Genomic DNA, 17,314 nt, shown 5'->3' on the forward strand with positions numbered 1-17,314 from the left:
CCGCAGCTTCATCCAGAAACCCGTCGTCGAGCGGCGGCGGTCCATCCGGCACGATGTGGTCGCCGTCCAGGCCGACCGTCCCCGCACGGATGAGATCGATCAGCTCGGCTCCCGCGAGGGCGAGGGACAGGTCGCCCTGTCCCACGGCACGCTCCAGGTCGATGGCGATCATGAACAGGTCTTTCGCCGTGGTCATGCAGGGCTCCCCTCGGAGAATTCGACAAGGCTCCTCTCGGAGACTTCGACAAGCGTGCGTGTTCAGCGACCACGCGACTACCTGGTGTGCAGAGGTTCCCTGAAGGACTTGCGGAACACCGGCCCGGCGAAGGGGATGATCGAGGACATCACCTTCGACTTCAACGTGGTGGGGTGCCGCTCGAGTCTGACGTCGACGCGGGTGCCGTTGTCCGTGGGAGTCATCTGAAACTGCCAGCCCCCCGAGCCGAACGGCACCGAGTCACGAGTGGTGACGGTGACCCTGTTCGTCGAGGGGTCCCATTCGTAGCGCGCACGCTCCCATGACTTGTGGTTCCCCTCGGTCACCTCCGCCCAGGTGTCACCCCGCTCGTGAACCTGGAAGTGCTCGGCATCGATGGACGACCACTCCTCGACACGGGATGGGCTGAAGTTCGTCAGCACGCCCATCACCTCGTCCGGGCTCAACGAGGAGTTCACGTGGAAGTGCAGGGACGGCATGATCGGCTCCCTGGTTCGAGATGACCATTGCCTGCCGGCGTCGTCGGCGTTCATCTCTCACGTACCTGGCTCACTTCGCCGCCGCCGGTCCGCAATGGCCGGAATGACCGGAATGGCCAACTTCCAGAATGCACCTCTGCCCCGCACCGTGCACCAGCAGGTCCCTGGACCCACACCCGTGTGATCGTGTCCGCGGCCGGCGTGGGCTCGCGCAGTGAGGAAGGGGGCATTGCCGCAGGCGGACTGATCACCGCGACCGGCCGCGGAGCCCGGTCTGAACCGTGGGAGTCGACATCGTCCCGGACGGCCACCGAGCCGGGCACGCGCCGGCCGTCATACGACCTCGGCCCCGTCGATCCTGCGTCGATCGCAGGTGAGTCGCACTTCGGAACCCTCGCCGACCGCAGCGGTGACTCGCTTCACGCGCCCACTGTGTACATCACCGACGCAGAGCACGCCGGGCACGCTGGTTTCCAAGGGCAGCGGCATGCGGTGGCCAGCCAGGAGCGCGACGTCCTGTCCGGTCAGCAGGAAGCCCTAGGGAGCCATGCCAGCTACTGGTCGAGCTCATCCGTACACGGTGCGGCACCGATGAACACGAACACGGCGCTGACGGCCCAGGTGAAGCGCCGCCGGCTCGTCCGGTCCCCTGCGACCGCGCCGTACACTCGGCGCCAGCAAGACGCATGACGTCAATCGCCGTCGTGTGTTCGAGCCCAGTTGAGGAACGCCTCGATGGCATCTGCGGTGACTCTGGAACGGACCGAGGCGAAGAAGTCGAAGTCGTGCTGGGTATAAGGCAGTTCGACGAACACGACCGGGCGGCGGGACACCTGGCGCAGGGCGGCGGCCACCGCTTGCGCGCTGGCCGGTGGCACCGCGGTGTCGTTGGCTCCATGGACGATCAGCATCGGCGGCGCGTCAGGGCGGGCGAGCAGGGCCGGCGAGCTGGACGGGTCCGCCGTCCGCGCACCGAGATAGCCATAGAGGACAACGACTCCGGCGACGCTGGTGTCGGCGGCTTCGAAGCCGGGCTGGAGCGCGACGCGGTCGGAGGTGAGCGCGGCGGAGACCGCTAGATGGCCTCCGGCAGAGGATCCGGCGATGAATACCTGGGTCGGGTCAGCGCCGTGCTCGCGGGCATTGTCTCGAATCCAGGCGATCAGCCTCTTTGTGTCGACCAGCGGGTTGGGGTGCCTTCCGGCGGAACGTAGCCGATAGTTCGCGCTCAGGCATAGCCAGCCATGCGCGGCCAGTCGATTGAGCATCATGACGCCTTCACGGCTCTTGCCGCCCTGGAAGAAGCCGCCGCCGTGCAGGTGTACAAGAACCGGACGGCCGCAGCTTGACGATGGCGTGCGGTAGAGGTCGACCCGGTGAGCGCGATCGGGGCCGTAGCGCAGGTTCCGCGACCGTTCGACAGCGTGGCTGCGGCGCTGGAACGGCAGCAGAATCCCCCGCCACCAATGCCCCGCGAGCCGTCCAGCTGCCGATGTGTCGGCGGGGCCGACGGACGCACGCCAGTCGATGCCCAGCCCGCGCTCAAGTTCGGCCTCCAAAACGGCCCGAGCCGAACTGGCTCGCAGCTGCAGCCAGACCAGCCCGCCCACCACCATGGCCGCGCAGACTGCGGCGGCAACCGTCGCCGGCATCCCGACGGGGTGGTCGGTCATCACCATGGAGACAACGAAGACCCCCAGCAGGATCAGGGGGATCTCGTTCACGGTCATGGTCAGCACGAACACCGCGAAGCCCAGCGTGCCGCGCCGGACAGGCGGCCACCCAGCGATTGCCACGAACAGCATCCAGATCGCCGCTGTCACCACCATGCCCCTGCTGGCCTCCTACGCCGGTTGGGTCATCGAAGACCGATCTGCTGGTCTGAAAGGGGGGCGCGAGTCGAGCGCGATGGATGTCCGTACTGCGCTGGTCGAGTCACGTAGCGCTGGTCTCGGCGCCGACGATGAATCTCAGCCGTTGGCATCCTCGATAGTGATCATCAGCTCGCGGAGCAGGTAGACCGGCCGACGCTGCCCGGTCCGCGACAGGGTACCGAGGGGTGCGGCCTTGTGTCGCCCAGCCCGTCCCGCAGGACCCAGACCCCGAGCCGGCCGCTGCGTAGCCCGACCCCAGAACCTCCGTGCCGGCCACGGCCGGGGTCGTCTGACATACGCGCATACGGAGCGCCATCGATCCGAAAGCTACTGGCGGGTTACTTGTCGCCCGGTTCGCCGCTCGTCAACAGCACGTCGGCCGTGAGTTCGGCGCGACTGAGATGCTTTCACCGGGAACCCACGGGTGCTTTCGGCAAGCAGGCATGAAAGTGCGGTGGGCCGGGTTGCCGCCAAAACGGCAGGTCCTTCACCACTGGGCTCAATCGGCGCGCTGTCCGACACGGAGGACGCTCAGGTAACGGCGTGATACCCGGTCGCCCATCCGCGTGCGGATGCGCTCGGCGATCGCGTCGAGCAGGGGCTCACGGACATCGCGGTCGAGCCTGCGGTATAGCGACAACGAGCGAAGGTGATCGGCAAAGCCGTCCCCGTTGAACCACTGAACGGTTGGGTACCAGCGCACGATCGTTGGGCCGAACAATTCGCCGGGATCGTCGACCAGGCCCCAGCCCTCGTCGGTGGTGCGCACGTTTTCCTCCAGCGGAGGATGACCCCAGTCGGGGTTCCCGGGGCAGAACCGCTCGTGGAGATCGGCGGTCTCGGCGTACACCTCCGGCTCTCCCTGCCGGCGGACAACGACGTGGCCGAGCAGCGCCATCCAGCCTCCGGGATGGAGCACGTCGTGCGCTCGCTGCCAGCCGATCGACAGGTCGACCCAGTGCCACGACGACGCAGCCACGAGAGCATCGAAGCGTCGGCCGCGATCGTCCCACTCCTCGAACGTCGACGTCTCGACTGCGACGTTACGGAAGGAGCTGATCCGGTGGCGAGCGAGTGCAGCCATTTCCAGGCCCGGCTCGATGGCGGTCACTGAGCATCCAAGCGCCGCCAGGGAGCGCGTCGCCTGACCGGTACCACAGCCCACCTCAAGGACCGACGACTTGTCGTCCATGCCGGTGACGGCGACAAGGTCCGCGAACAGCTCGCGGGGGTATCCCGGTCGGACTCGGTCGTAGAGCTCCGGCACCTCGTTGAACACCCGGCCGAGGTCGTGTGGATCCGGGCGTATCCTCGGAGCATCAGTCACGAGTGCACAAGCTATGAGGTTCGTCCACGGGGACGCCACTGGTTTAACGTCAGCTCCTCGACAGCAGCCGTGCCGCTCTTTCCTGTCTGCTCCGCCAGCCCTTTGCCAGCTGTGGCAGGAGGTCCGGACACGGGCGGGAGACGCCTGTCTCGTAGGCGTGCTGGTCAGCTCGAATAGCTCCGGGCCGCGGCCGACGTCGCGTCGGACACTGCCCGTCCGCCGCGTGGTGACGTACACGATCGGCCTGACTCACCGCCAACTGGTCAGGTCCGGGTCGACGACCAGATCAACGGTGAGGTCGAAGGTGTCGAACCCGTCGCCGGAGGGCGTGAAGGGTTCGAGATCACCTTCCGGCAGTCGGTTCACTACGTCGGCCGCGCGATGGAGTGGAGCGTCTCCCCAGCAGTACCCCCACCGCGTCGGCGAAGGACAGGACGATCGGTTCCGCCGCCGCCGTCGCGGGGTAGCGGGAGCGCAGGAAGAGGCCCTCATGGGTGCGGGAGAACCAGAACTGGGCGTCGTCGGCCACCGTCACGCTGCTGATGTGGTGGGCCCGGCGGGCGAGGTGGGTGGCGGAGCCGGAGAAGCGGCGGTAGTCGATGTAGGAGGCCATGAAGACGTCGGTCCGGGTGCGCCGGAAGCTGTCGCCGAGGGCCGGGAGGACCTGCGCGACCGGTAGTTCGGCCAGGGCGCGAGCCTTGCGGAACGCGGCCCGGGTCCGCGATGACCCTTCGGCGGGGTCGGTCGCGTCGCTGACGTCGAGAGTGAGCGGGGCGACGGTGGTGAACCAGCCCATCGCGTGCTGCCACCGCTCCTCATGGCGCGTGTGGAGCGGGACGAGCAGCCTGATCACCTTGTCCGCGCCGAGCCGGTGTGCGGCCAGGCCGAGGGCGGTGAGCAGGCCGGTGAAGACGCTGCCTCCGGCCGCTCGGCAGCGGCGTTCGAACTCGTCGGTGGCGTCGGAGTCCAGGAGGCGGCGGACATCGGTGCCCTGCGGGGCCCGTTCGCCGGGTGGTATGCACAGTGGGAGCGGGAACGACGGGGTGGTGCCGTCGCAGTCGGCGAAGAAGGACGACCAGGACTGGACGAGGGGGTCGGTGAAGACCGGGGGAGAGCTTGAAGACTGCTCCTGTTCGAGGGCGCAGTAGTCCACGAAGCTGCCCGTGGGCGGAAGAGACGACGCCGGGCGGCCGGTGTAGAGCTCGTGCAGTTCGTGCACCGCCACCGCCAGCGAGTAACCGTCGGCGTCGCAGTGGTCGAAGCCGCAGACGACGGTGCCGCCGTCGGGGCGCAGGATCGCCGCGAAGAGGTAGGAGGGCCAGGACATCGGGCGGCAGTTGGCCGCCAGACGGTTCCTGAGCCATGTACGCAGCTCTTCGGGGGTCGCGTACGTCTCACCGTCGCGCACCATCACCAGCTCAAGCTTCTCGGCGGGCAGTACGAACCGCTCGGGTCCCGCGGACCCGGCCGAACGGAACCCACTGCGCAGCGTCTCGTGCCGACCCGTGAAGGTCTCGAAGGCCGTGCGCAGGGCCTCCGTGTCGACTGGCCCGCTGATGTCGAAGGCGCACGCCAGCCAGTGGCCCGGGGCCCCCGCCAGGTGGAACCGCTGGTTGAAGGACGGCGGTACGGGGGAGGCGGGAGCGCCTTCCGCCACGGCCAGGGTCGCGGCGGACGTCGCGAACTCCACGACCCGGCCGGGCGCGGGGACGAAACGGTCGATCGTGGTCACGTGCACGGTGAATCATGCCCTGCCCGTGCCGTATTCACCCGTGCGCGCGATCTCGCGCAGTACGTCCCGCAGATGTCCGAAGAACCGCGGCACATTGACCCGGGCGGCCTCGGTGTCCGGATACCTCGTCTTCAGATAGGTGCGGCCCCACAGCCGGTTCACCCAGACAGGTACCTCCCTGCTGTCCCCGGGCCCCACCAGCGCGTTGCAGTTGGCCGCTGCCCAGTCCTTCGACCCGGGCGCGTGCCGCACATCGATGTACGAGGTCATGGGCGGCACGGCCGCGGCGTCCGACTGCACGGTGGCGGACAGCCCCGGCATCAGTTCCGCCACCCGCAGAGGCGACACCCTCGCCAGTTCCCGCGCTCCTTCGAAGGCCCGCTGCGCATCGCCCACGACCTGGCTGAACGGGCGCTCACCGACCTGGAATTCCACCGGCGCCAGATTGATGAACCAACCCTGGGTGTACTGCCAGCGTGCTTCGTCCCGGGTATGGACGATGGTCAGCCCCCGGTAGGACTCATGGCCACCGAGTTCGTACCCGCTGAGGGCCAGGGCCGCCAGCAGCCCGGCCGAGAAACCGGCCCCCTGCGCCTTGCACGCCTTGGAGAACGCCTCGGCCTCCGCCGTATCCAGCAGATCCATCTCCAACGGGATGCTGGGGTACGTCTTCCCCGGCTCGACTCCGATGTCCAGCGGGAACGTGGGCGGCGGCCCTGCCAGGTAGAACTCCACCCAGCGGCGTACCTCGGGCGAGTCCACGGTGATCGCCGCGGACCGTTCGCGGTCGAGGGCGCAGTAGTCGACATAGCTGCCGACGGCGGGCAACTCCGCCTCGATTCCACTCAGTTCGGCCTCGTACAGCGTGCGCAGTTCGTCGAATACCAGCACGACCGAGAACCCGTCGGAGTGAGTGTGGTCGACGGCGAAGAACACCGTGGACGGGGTCCCGTCGTCCCGTACGACGGCGCCGGCGACGAACGGCGGCCAGCGCAGCGGGTCTGTGCCGTTGTCGAACAGCTTCACCAGGTGGTCGCGGACGGCGGACCCCGAGCCGTACGAGCCGAGGGAGACCGGATCCAACAGGGGTGACAACGTTTCCGTCTCCGGGTTGAGCGCATGGCGCCGCAGGCGTGGAAGGGCATCCGCCCCCATTGCGGCCGTTTCCACGGCGAACCAGGTCAGCAGCGTGGGATGGCGACGTATCCACTTGTCCAGCGCCGTCGCCATCGCCCCGGTGTCGAGTCTGCCGGGCACGTCGAACACGATGCCCAGCCACCCCGAGTGCCGTTTGCCCGCGATCTGGTTGGCCAGCCGCCGCCAGATGTGGTTCTCCTGTACATAGGACGGCGGGGCCGGGTGCTCGGGCGCCGTGGCGGTGACCGCCAGTACCGCAGCGGGTACCCGGAATTCGACCAGTTCACCGGGTTCCGGAGCGTATTCGAGAATCGGTGTCATGAGCATGCTGCGGATTCCTTTCCTCGACAGTCTTCACTGCCTTCATTGGCAATCTGTTCCATGAGCCATCCGGTCTGTTCGATATAGCGTGGAACGGCGGTTCTGATGCCCTCGCTATCCGGGTATCGGAAACTCAGGTAGACGCCGTGGCGTGAGCGCATGATCCAGAGGAACACTTCGTGGGGATGTATCCGGCGGCTGCGCAGCGCGAACGCCCGCCATTCGCCCCACTGGTCCGCGCCCGGAGTTCTGCGTATATCCATGTACGAGACCATGAACCGTGGTTCGAGTGGCATCCCGAGTATTTCGGTGATACGGGGAAGCGGCACGGCCGCCAGGGGCTTCGCGCGTTTCAACGCCAGGCCGGCTTCCGCCATCACTTCACGGTAGGCGTCGGTGCCGCGCACCGCGAATCCGACCGGCGCCAGTCCGACGTACCAGCCGACCGACTGGGCCCACTGTGGATCGGTCCGGGTGTGGAAGGGTGCGATCGCACGGAACTGCTGCTGCCCCGTGTTCTCGTGCGCCACGATCGCCAGGCACGCGAGCGCCCCGGAGAAGAAGTTCCCGCCCTTTCTGACGCAGGCGTCCTGGAAGGCCTGTGCCCCCTGCGCGTCGAGGAGCCACTCGCAGCCGCCGGCCTGCGCCTGGGCCCCGACGTGTCCGTGACCCAGGCCCTGACCGGTGACGTCGCCGATGACCCCGGTACCGCTCGCCGGTGTTCCCGGCGGAGCTGGGAAGCCCGGCAACTCCCCGCCGTTCGTCGCGACGAAGTCGCGCCACCCGGCGACCGCCTCATGCTCGCTGTGCACCAGCGCCGCGCCCGCCCGCTCGCTCCCGGCGAAGTCGAGAAAGCTCCCCACCTCGGCCAGTTCCGCAGGCCTGCCCCGCAACGCTGCCGCGTACAGCTCACGGATCTCGTGTGCGATGAGAAAGATGGAGTAGCCGTCCACGTTGGAGTGGTCGAAGCCCACATAGAGCGCGGTGGATTCGGTGTCGCTGTGTTCGACGGTGGCGAAGACGAACGACGGCCAGGTGAGCGGATCCGTCTCCTGGTCGAACAATGCCTCGATACGGTGGGAGAGTTCGTCGCCGCTCGGAAAGTCACCGACGACGGTACGCAGCATGGCAACCGTCCCCGCCCGCAGCGTCGCCCGGCTCACCCTGCCGCCCCTGGGCCCGGCACCAGGCCCGCCGTGGGGGAGCAGTCGGCTGCGCAGCGATTCGTGCCGGTCGATCCAGCCGAGGAGTGCCCGCTCCAGCGTCCCGGCGTTCAGTTCCCCGGGCAGTTCGAAGACGGTCGCCAGCCAGGAGGGTGGGCGCGGGCCGGGGCCGGTGATGCGTGCTTCCCTGATGTGCGCCTCCTGGAGGTACGACGCCGGTCGTGGATCCGGTATCCAGGGGGTCGAGTGCGGTCCTGCGGGCGCAGGTCGCCAGACGGTGAGCAGTCCTGGTAGGACATCAAGGTCGTGCATATCGATGAATTTCACGTGTCTGCCTGTCGCTCGTAACGATGTGGGGTGGCGTGAGCGTAAAGAGCAGTCGATTGTCCGGGCGGGCGCCATTGTGTGACTTCCACTGTTAACATGGCGGCAATATTTCACTGAGCCGGAATGCGTTCAGCAGCCGGGACGGGATGTTACTCAGCAGTCAGTGCCATTTGCAAGGGGGTGATTTATGAGGTGTTCACCGGTCATTTGCGGTAGGTCCGTAAGGGGTTTCGCACTCGGGAATTCCGCTGGCTGATGCGAATGGGGAGCGATTTTTGGTCATGATGTGCGGGATACCGGAGGCGTTCGTCGGCCGATGGGTCGGGGGGCGGCTCGAATTCGGGTCGACCGCTTGGACGCCTTCATGCCGGCGAATATGGGTGGGTGTTCAGTCGCGAATGTCGGGACGCACGGAATGATGTCCGGCGTCGGGGACCTGCGGCGTCCCTGTGAACGGCCTGCGGAGCCCGGCGGGCTGACCCGGAACCGAGTGACGGGTGACCCACGAAACCCTGATCGACCCGCAGCAGCTGGCCGCCCGCTACATGGATCAATGGAATGTGCCCGATGCGGCAGAGCGCCGCGCGGCCATCGAGCGACTCCGGGCCGAGGACGGCACCCACATCCTTCACCCACCTGCGGAGATACGGGAGACCGCCGCGGAGCTCGGCTTCGACCACACGACTCTGGAGGCACAGGGATTCGCGTTCCGGGCGCGCCCCGGGGCGATCCGTCTCAATGGCGTGGTCAGGATCGGCTGGGAGGTGGTGTCCACCACTACCGGTGACGTGGTGGGTGGTGGTTCGGACATCCTCGTACTTGACGACAACGGCCGCATCGAGGCCGATTACATGGTCGTCCCCGGCTCCGCGGACCAGGTGCTTGAGCACCCAGGACGGTCGCCGCCGGTGCTCGGGACATCGTCGTCCGCCTCGATGCCCTGGACCTGCACTCCCAGCTGCGGGGCCGTGCTCGTCCTGCGCGGCCCGCGCAGGACGGTCGCCGACCGCCTCGAAGCGGGAGCCACGCTGATGCGCATCTGGCTCGAACTGACCGAGGCGGGATACGCCGCCCAGCCTCTGGGCGGCGAGTTCGGTCGCCCGGCGGCCGGACTCGGCCCCGACGGGGACAACGAGGTCCTGGCGGTCATGCGAACCGGACGGGCCACGACCACGCCGCTCCACCAGGCCGCGCGCTGCCGGATCGAGGACTCCGTCCGGTGGGCCCGACAGACCCCAGCCCCGGACAGTCACCGGAGCCGCCTCCCCCAGGCGACTCCGGCACCTCATCACTGAGGCCGGCGTGGCGATGGCCTGCGAGGGCCGCGATGGCTTGTGGTCGGGTCGCCCCCGCATCCGGCCGGCGCGCGGCAGTCGTACGGCCTCGTCGACCGCCTCCGTCGGGCCCGAAAGCACCGTGCGCTTGGGCGAGTTGTGGTGGGCGATACGACGGCCGAGGCAGGCGCTTCGGCGGCCCGTGACCCCAACCGCTGATGATCTCTAGATGCGCTGGAGCTGGAATCGTTGGTTGGTGCTCCCCGTGGCCGACCACTGGGAGATACGGGCTCCGTCGGCGGTGGAGGCCTCCCACACGTCCAGGGCGAGGCCGCTCTGCCGGTTGACCAGACTGATCACGCCACCGCCGTGGTCGACGATCCGCCACTGCTGGCCGGCTGCGTTGCTATCCGGCTGCTGGGTGATGTCGGCGCCGCTGCTGCTACCGGCGACGTGCAGAACCAGACCACTGGGCCGAACCCGGATCTTGTAGTGATCGCCGTCGGAGGGCAGGAACTCGAACTGCTGGTTGCGACCGGCGGTGATCTGCCACTGGATCAGGGCCGCACCGGCGGAGGCACCATTGATGTCGGCAGCCTTGCCGCTGTGCTGGGCCACCAGCCGATACGCCACGCCGGCCTCCACCGGCCCCGACCTGAGGGCGGACGCGCGGTAGGTCTTGCCGGCCTGGCCGGTGAACTCGATGAGGTCGGCCTCGAGCCGCTTCGGCTGGACCGGCTCGCCGCTCGAATCGTCCCGCAGCGTGAAGTCGCCCGCGAAGATCCGGCTGCGCACCCGGACGGCACCGGTTCGGTCGGGGGTGACAACGAACTCGATCCGGCCGCTGCTCCACTCGGCGCCGACGGTGTACCCGCCGCGCCCCCGCAGTCCGCTCACGCGCCCGGTGGGCCAGGCGGCCGGCAGCGCGGGCAGCACGTGCAGTTCGCCGTTGTGGCTGTGCAACAGCATCTCCGCGATGCCCGAGGTGGCACCGAAGTTGCCGTCGATCTGGAACGGTGGGTGCAGGTCGAACATGTTGGGCGCGAGCCGGTCCGTGCGCACCAGGTCCCGGATCAGCTTGTGGGCCCGGGCACCGTCCTCCAGACGCGCCCAGAAGTTGATCTTCCACGCGAGCGACCATCCCGTCCCGTCGTCACCGCGCAGTTCCAGCGTCCGCCGCGCGGCCTCGTGCAACTGGGGTGTCCCGCGCTTGGTGATCTGGTTGCTCGGATGCAGACCGTAGAGGTGGGAGACGTGCCGGTGATTCCGCTCGGTCTCCACCCAGTCGGCCAGCCACTCCTGGACATTGCCCCTGGAACCGACCCGTGTCGGGGCCAGCCGGTCCCGGGCCGCCAGTGCCTGAGCGCGGAAGCCGGCGTCCACACCTAGGGTTTCACCTGCGCGGGCGACGCTGTGGAAAAGGTCGCGCAGGATCTGGTTGTCCATGGTGGGCCCCGCGCAGACGGTGGCGTTCGTATGGTGAGCGAGCTCCGGAGAGTTCGACGGGTTGGTGACCAGGTGTCCGAGCGTCGGGTGGGCGACCAGGGTGTCGAGGAAGAACTGGGCGGCGCCCTTCAGGGCCGGGTAGTTCGAGCGGAGGAAGTCGATGTCACCGGTGAACAGGTAGTGGTCCCAGATCAGGGTGGCCAGCCATGCGCCGCCGGTCTGCCACATCCCCCACCGCGCTTCGTCGACGACCGAGGCACCCCGCCACGCGTCGGTGTTGTGATGCGTCACCCAGCCGCCGGCGCCGTACTGCGCCTGGGCCACCCGGGCGCCGGTCACGGTCAGGTCGTCGACCATGTCGAAGACCGGGAGGAAGCATTCGGCCAGGTTCGTCGTGTCGGCGGGCCAGTAGTTCATCGGCAGGTTGGCGTTGACGGTGAACTTCGAGTCCCAGGACGGGGCCATCTGGTCGTTCCAGATGCCCTGCAGGTTCGCCGGCTGGGTACCCGGCCGCGAGGACGAGATGAGCAGATACCGGCCGAACTGGAACAACAAAGCGGAGAACTGCGGGTCGTTCACTTGCGCGTGCTGTGCGATCCGTACGTCGGTCGGCTGGTCGGCCGCTGCCGTACGGCCCAGATCGATCGACACCCGGTCGAACAGCGCCTGATAGTCGGCGAGATGCCGACCGCGTAGTTGGTCGATGCCGACGTTGCGGGCAGCGTTGAGGTGGCTTCGCGCGATCCCTTGGTAGTCGCCGTCGACCCTCCGGAAGTCGACGTAGCTGGAGCCGATCGACACCAGCACCGTCACGCTGGTGGCACCGGAGACCCGCAGCGTGCCGCCCGAGCTGCTGACCGTGCCGCCCGTCACGGCGGCGTGGGCCAGGGCGAGGAACCTGACCCGCCCGGCGATGCCCTCCATGGTGCCGGAGGTGCCGTCGAGGGCGATCGTGGCCCCGTCCGGGCTGGACAGCGTGGTCCGTTGGGGGCTGTCGAACGTGGCGCTGAAGGTGATGGAGTTGGCCCGGTCGGCCGTCAGCCGGACCACGATCACCTGGTCGCGTGCGCTGGCGAACACCTCACGCTGGTACCGCACGCCGTTCAGCACGTAGGTCGTGTTGGCCGTGGCCGTGGTGAGGTCGAGGGTCCGGTTGTACTGCGACGCACCATTGGCGCTGCCGAAGGAGAGCCGAAGGTCTCCCACCGGCTGGTAGGCCAGCTGACCGGCCGGGCTGCCCAGCATCGTCTGATTGATCAGGTCCTGCGCCGGCCCCCACTGATCCGCGAAGACCCGCCGCCGGATCTCTGCGATGTTGGCCGCGCCGCGAGTGTTGGCGGAGTCGTACGGACCGCCGGCCCAGACGGTGTCCTCGTTGAGCTGCAGCCGTTCGGTGTCGACATTGCCGAACACCATCGCGCCGAGGCGTCCGTTGCCGATCGGCAGTGCCCGCAGCCAGTCCGTGCCGGCCGGCTTGTCGTACCACAGGGCGAGATCGTCGGCGGCCAGCACCTCCGGCGGCGCGACCGAGCCGCTCCTGGCGACGGCCGTCCACCCACCGGGCACGATCCCTGCTCCAGCCGCCGCCCCGGCGGCGAGAAACCGTCTGCGTGTCACTTCGGACATGTCGTTCTCCCTTCACGGACTGGAGCAGGTCACTGACCGTCGAGGCAGAAGCCGGATCGAGCGCTCCGCGCGAAGTCGTCGGTGCTGGCGGCATCCTGATGACTCAGCCCGGCGTCCATCGGCGCGCCGAACTCGTCGACGTCCGCGCTGTGCGGGATCTTGACGTTGGCCGTCTGCCGGCAGCCGACCGAACCGGCGCGGAGCTTGCCCTCTCCGCGCCGGCCCCCTCCCAGAACGCTCGCGCAGCGAGCATGTCAGCGTCATGCCACTGCCGTGACGTCTGGAAAGCCCTGCTCCCCGGCTTCGCCCGGCATTCCGCAGATTGCTTTTGGCTTCTGCTTTCACAGGCCATGAATGAGGAACGCTACGCGTCGCTCGACCTTCAGAAGATTGACAGATTGCCATGGTCCATTCAAGAGGGAAACGTCAGTGATTGAAGACCGCACCTCATAACCTTTTTTGGCAGCGAATTCAGAATGACGGACGCATGTGAATCGCGGCAGTTTTCGTTATCGGCGGCCGGCTTGAACGGTCGCAGTGCCATAGTGCGAAACGCGGCTCTCAGACGAGTTGGCCGAGTAGCCCAGCCCCGACGCCGGCGGCCGGCTCGGCTCCCGCGACGACGGCGTTCTCGGTCGCCCCGTCGAGCACAGGTCTCTCGAGCACCGTGGCGGACCGCGCCGACGGGGCGGGGAGCAGCGCCAGGGCGACGATCAGCCGCTCAAGGGGCACCAGTTCGTCGGCGGCACGGCCGCAGTCCGCACAGGATCGGGTGTGCCGGGTGATGCGCTTGCGCCACAGCGCGCTCGGTACGCCGTCCCAGCCACCCAGCGCGGCGGTCAGCTGCGGGCACCGCGGGCCGGCTTCCAGCGCCGCGACGAGTGACCGGCTCAGCTCCAGCTGGTTGCGCATCCGCTGGACGCGCACACCCGCGTGGGCCACGCTCGTTCCCAGCGCCGCCGCGAGCTCCGGCCTCGTGAGCCGGCCCGCGGTCTCCAGCAACCACAGCGACAGCAGCGCCCGGGCGTCCGGGTCGAGCCATCGACTGGCGCGTACGGTCTTTCGGCGATGAGCGGACAGCTCGACGTGGATCAGGGCGAGGTTCTCGGTGTCGGCGTCCGGCGGGTCGGTCATCTCGTCGAGGGGGGCCGTCCGTTCGGCGTCCGCATGCCGCCGGTGCAGATGGGTGCTGATCTGTCGCGTCGCGATCGTGGTCAGCCAGGGCCGGAAGCACTCCGGGGTGCGCAACGTGCGCAGCTCGGGAAGTGCCCTCAGCATCGTCTCCTGCACCACGTCGTCGACGTCCGCGAGCTCACCCAGTGCCCTGCGCACGATCGTGTACACCAGGGGCAGGTACGTCGCGGCCAGGTCGTCGAGCGCTCGTGGATCGCCGGCCTGTGCGGCGACGACCAGGCTCGTCTCGTCGGCTCGACCGGCTCGACCGGCTCGACCGGCTCGACCGGCTCGACCGGCTCGCATCATGAGGCCGTAGACGCCGCCTCGGGCAGGGCCGCCGCAGGTGCCGCGCGCGTCGCCACCCTCGGGTTCGCTCGGACGATCGGCTCGGGCGCGTCCGGCTGGTAACGCTGGGCGGGCCGTCATCGCCCCGGCCGTCCGCCGTCGACGGGAACAACGATGCCGTTGACACGGGCCGACGCCGGTGAGGCGAGCGACGCCGTCGTCCCGGTGACATCGTTGGCGCGGCTCCGGCGACCGGCCGGGCTCCGGCCGGGGATCGCCCGGTCGCGCCGGGGGTCCGCGCGTAACGCCTCGGTGTTGCCGGTGGCGATGCGGCTCCGTGCGATGGTGCCGACGCCGCGCCCGCCCCGTTCCTTCGCCTGGGCCGACGCCTCGGCGACCCGTGTCTCGATCTCGTGGGTGTTGGCCCCGCGGTAGACAACCGCGTTCATCGATCCTCCCTTTCCATGGTGTCGAACGTCCCTTCCGCCCTGGACCGGCATGGTCCGGGGGTGACCGCGAGCAGCCGCCGGCCGGCGTGCTCCGGCCGTACGTGCGGTCCGTCGGGTGCGTGTCCCGTTCGCTGACGGGCCGCGGTCATCACCGTCTCGTCGATCCGGATGCCGAGGCCCGGCGAGTCGCCGAGCACGAAGGCTCCGTCGTCGACGTGCAGGTCCGTCGCGACGCCGATCGGCGGCCGCAGGTCCTGTAGTTCGCTGACGAGGTGGTTGGGCACCGACGTCGCGGCGTGCAGCAGCGCGACCGGTGTGTTGCCGATCGGGCTGACCGGCAGGTCGTAGGCGTGCGCGAGCGCGGCGACGCGCAGGAAGTGGGTGACTCCCCAGACCGCGGCCGTCTGGACGATGTCGAGGCCTCCCGCCGCGATCAGCGGGCGGAACTGCTCGAGGCCGGTGAGGTTCTCCCCACTGGCGACCGCCGTCCGTACACCACGGCTGACAGCGGCGAGTCCGTCGGCGTCCCAGCGCCGGACCGGCTCCTCGATCCACGTCAGGTCGAAGGCGCGTTCCAGTTCACCGACGTGGCGTACCGCCTGCTTGCGGCTCCAGGACTCGTTCGCATCCAGCATGAGCCCTGGCCGGGTCCCGTGCGCGGCCTCGGTCAGTACCTCGCGTACGAGCGAGAGCCGGTGCCGGTCACGTTCGATGTCCAGGCCGCCCTTGAGCTTCGCAGCCCTCAGCCCGCGTTCGGCGTAGGCCTGGTAAGTGGCGACGAGCTCGTCGTCGGTGAGAGCGATGTCCAGGCCGGAGGCGTAGGCGGGGGCCACTCGGTCCTTGCCGCCGAGCAACCGCCACAGCGGCTCACCCATGGCCTGCGCCTTGATGTCCCACAACGCCGTGTCGAACGCGCCGATCGTGCCGAACACCACGCCGGCGTGCCCGGCTTTGAAGGTGTGCCGCAGCATGCGGTCGTAGAGGGCGGTCACCGCGCGCGGGTCCTGGTCGTCGATGGCGGCGAAGATCGCCTCGGCTTCCACGTGGGGTCCCAGGCCGACTCCGGTGATCCCCTCATCGGTCTCGACGATGACGACCGGCACGGGCACGACGCCGTCGCCGTGGACACCGTTGGCGTCACCGACAGGTCGACCCCACTGCTGCGTCGTCGTCAGGGTTCTGTACCCGGTGATGCGCATGCGTCAGCCCTTCGTCGCGCCGGCCGTCACGCGGCCGGCGATCTGGCGCTTGCAGAAACAGGTAGGTCACCGACACGGGGAGCCCGGCGATCAGGACACCGGCTGCGAACGTGGGGATGTCGGCGGAGTACTGGCCGCGCAGGGAAGTGATGCCCGGCGCGTAGTCGCCGTACAGGGTGTTTCCGTCGATCCGTGCGGCGCCGACGAGTTCGGGACGACGAGCTTGCCCTTCGAACCACCGGACGCCGCATCCGGGTCGGAGGCGCTTCCGCAGTCGGCTGAGACAACGGGCCCGGCGACCCGGGTCGCCGACCACAGTGTTCGCTGCTTCATTGCTGCCCCACTCTCCTGAAGTGGCCGACGGCCCGGCAGTTGAGGTTGTGGAGGAACGCAACTCGTATCACGTATGTAACTCGTATGACGTATGACGTCAACTGTGATGCCGTATAGTGGGCGAGAATCCGTGGCATGGCGCGGGTCCCGGGGGGTGTCATGACGGCAGTACCGCAGTCATCCGCAGGGGCCTCCGAGGTCCCCGCCTGGAGTCGGCGCCCGGCGAACCTCGCCGCCGCGGTCACGGCTGAGTTGGTGGAGCGGATCGTCCGTGGAGTCCATCCGTCCGGTTCGCCGCTACCCCCCGAGCCCGTGCTCTGCGCGACCTTCTCGGTCAGTCGCACCGTGGTCCGCGAGGCGGTGAAGATCCTTCAGGAGAAGGGGCTGGTGCAGGTCCGCCAAGGCGCCGGCACGATGGTCACCCCGCCTGCGATGTGGAACATGCTCGACGAGCTGGTCCTCGGCGCGACCATCGCCGAGGACGAGAGCCTGGCCACACTCGATCACCTCGTCGCGACCCGCCGCGTGCTGGAGTCCGACATGGCCAACGTCGCCGCCCGCCTGGCGAACGCCGAGGTGATCGACCGGCTACGCGGGCTGGTGGAGCGGATGGACGAGCTCGTCGACGACCCCGCTTCGTACCACGAAGAGGACCGGGCGTTCCACGACGCCGTCATGCAGGCGTCAGGGAACCGCATCGGCCGTGCCGTGGTCCGTTCGCTGGAGCGCCAGGTCATCGACTCCGCCCGTTACGTGGGCCGAACCGGCCGCGCCCTGTGCGTCGCGTCCAACCAGGGCCATCGGCGCATCTACGAGCGGATCGCCGGGCACGACCCCAAGGGTGCGGCCGAGGCGATGTTCACCCACATCACCGAGGCGTGGGTGGTACGCCGCAGCGGGCCGGGCGAGCCGACCCGGCTGCGGCGTTAGAGGCGCCCGACGGGCCCTG

The 17,314-nt window shown here is 68.7% G+C and carries 14 protein-coding genes; 3 read left to right on the forward strand and 11 right to left on the reverse strand.

Annotated elements, in window-relative coordinates:
• Positions 1-196, reverse strand: a 196-nt coding sequence (locus M8J73_RS25450; protein WP_249829095.1) for a GPP34 family phosphoprotein, incomplete at its 3' end; no start/stop codon positions are given.
• A 77-nt stretch (positions 197-273) separates the two neighbouring features.
• A complete protein-coding gene (locus M8J73_RS25455; protein ID WP_055541693.1) occupies positions 274-696 on the reverse strand; it encodes an SRPBCC family protein in 423 nt (140 codons plus the stop codon).
• 180 nt (positions 697-876) lie between these two features.
• Between M8J73_RS25455 and M8J73_RS25460 the strand changes: the two genes are divergently transcribed.
• Positions 877-1,386, forward strand: a complete 510-nt coding sequence (locus M8J73_RS25460; protein ID WP_055541692.1) for a hypothetical protein — start codon at positions 877-879, stop codon at positions 1,384-1,386.
• Between the two features lie 2 nt (positions 1,387-1,388).
• Here the strand turns inward: M8J73_RS25460 and M8J73_RS25465 are convergent, their stop codons facing one another.
• The 5 genes from M8J73_RS25465 to M8J73_RS25485 all read right to left on the reverse strand — a co-directional run bounded on the left by M8J73_RS25465 (position 1,389) and on the right by M8J73_RS25485 (position 8,652).
• Positions 1,389-2,525 (reverse strand): alpha/beta hydrolase, encoded by a 1,137-nt coding sequence (locus M8J73_RS25465; protein WP_055541691.1) that lies wholly within the window; start codon positions 2,523-2,525, stop codon positions 1,389-1,391.
• 544 nt (positions 2,526-3,069) lie between these two features.
• Positions 3,070-3,897 (reverse strand): class I SAM-dependent methyltransferase, encoded by an 828-nt coding sequence (locus M8J73_RS25470; RefSeq protein ID WP_055541690.1) that lies wholly within the window; start codon positions 3,895-3,897, stop codon positions 3,070-3,072.
• 343 nt (positions 3,898-4,240) lie between these two features.
• Positions 4,241-5,629, reverse strand: coding sequence for a condensation domain-containing protein (locus M8J73_RS25475; protein WP_157873294.1), 1,389 nt, complete (start codon positions 5,627-5,629; stop codon positions 4,241-4,243).
• 12 nt (positions 5,630-5,641) lie between these two features.
• Positions 5,642-7,093 (reverse strand): condensation domain-containing protein, encoded by a 1,452-nt coding sequence (locus M8J73_RS25480; protein WP_055541688.1) that lies wholly within the window; start codon positions 7,091-7,093, stop codon positions 5,642-5,644.
• Positions 7,084-8,652 (reverse strand): condensation domain-containing protein, encoded by a 1,569-nt coding sequence (locus tag M8J73_RS25485; RefSeq protein WP_079055138.1) that lies wholly within the window; start codon positions 8,650-8,652, stop codon positions 7,084-7,086. The genes M8J73_RS25480 and M8J73_RS25485 overlap by 10 nt, the downstream gene beginning before the upstream one ends.
• Positions 8,653-9,074: 422 nt before the next feature.
• Here M8J73_RS25485 and M8J73_RS25490 point away from each other — a divergent pair, with 422 nt between their 5' ends.
• Complete coding sequence (locus tag M8J73_RS25490; RefSeq protein WP_240501624.1) at positions 9,075-9,872, forward strand: nitroreductase family protein; 798 nt, start codon at positions 9,075-9,077, stop codon at positions 9,870-9,872.
• 204 nt (positions 9,873-10,076) lie between these two features.
• Here the strand turns inward: M8J73_RS25490 and M8J73_RS25495 are convergent, their stop codons facing one another.
• The 4 genes from M8J73_RS25495 to M8J73_RS25510 form a co-directional block, all read right to left on the reverse strand.
• Positions 10,077-12,923, reverse strand: a complete 2,847-nt coding sequence (locus M8J73_RS25495; protein ID WP_055542598.1) for a glycosyl hydrolase family 95 catalytic domain-containing protein — start codon at positions 12,921-12,923, stop codon at positions 10,077-10,079.
• A 561-nt stretch (positions 12,924-13,484) separates the two neighbouring features.
• Positions 13,485-14,405 carry an RNA polymerase sigma factor gene (locus M8J73_RS25500; protein ID WP_107424140.1) on the reverse strand — a complete coding sequence of 307 codons (921 nt, stop codon included), beginning with the start codon at positions 14,403-14,405 and terminating at the stop codon, positions 13,485-13,487.
• 116 nt (positions 14,406-14,521) lie between these two features.
• Positions 14,522-14,833, reverse strand: a complete 312-nt coding sequence (locus tag M8J73_RS25505) for an SDR family oxidoreductase (RefSeq protein WP_055542599.1) — start codon at positions 14,831-14,833, stop codon at positions 14,522-14,524.
• The gene (locus tag M8J73_RS25510; protein WP_055542600.1) at positions 14,830-16,032 is read right to left on the reverse strand and encodes a mandelate racemase/muconate lactonizing enzyme family protein; all 1,203 of its coding nucleotides are present in this window, start codon (positions 16,030-16,032) and stop codon (positions 14,830-14,832) included. The genes M8J73_RS25505 and M8J73_RS25510 overlap by 4 nt, the downstream gene beginning before the upstream one ends.
• Positions 16,033-16,524: 492 nt before the next feature.
• Between M8J73_RS25510 and M8J73_RS25515 the strand changes: the two genes are divergently transcribed.
• Positions 16,525-17,295 (forward strand): FadR/GntR family transcriptional regulator, encoded by a 771-nt coding sequence (locus tag M8J73_RS25515; RefSeq protein ID WP_079055096.1) that lies wholly within the window; start codon positions 16,525-16,527, stop codon positions 17,293-17,295.
• Positions 17,296-17,314: the final 19 nt, after the last annotated feature.

Source organism: Streptomyces neyagawaensis (assembly GCF_023516595.1).
GTDB classification, from domain to species: domain Bacteria; phylum Actinomycetota; class Actinomycetes; order Streptomycetales; family Streptomycetaceae; genus Streptomyces; species Streptomyces neyagawaensis.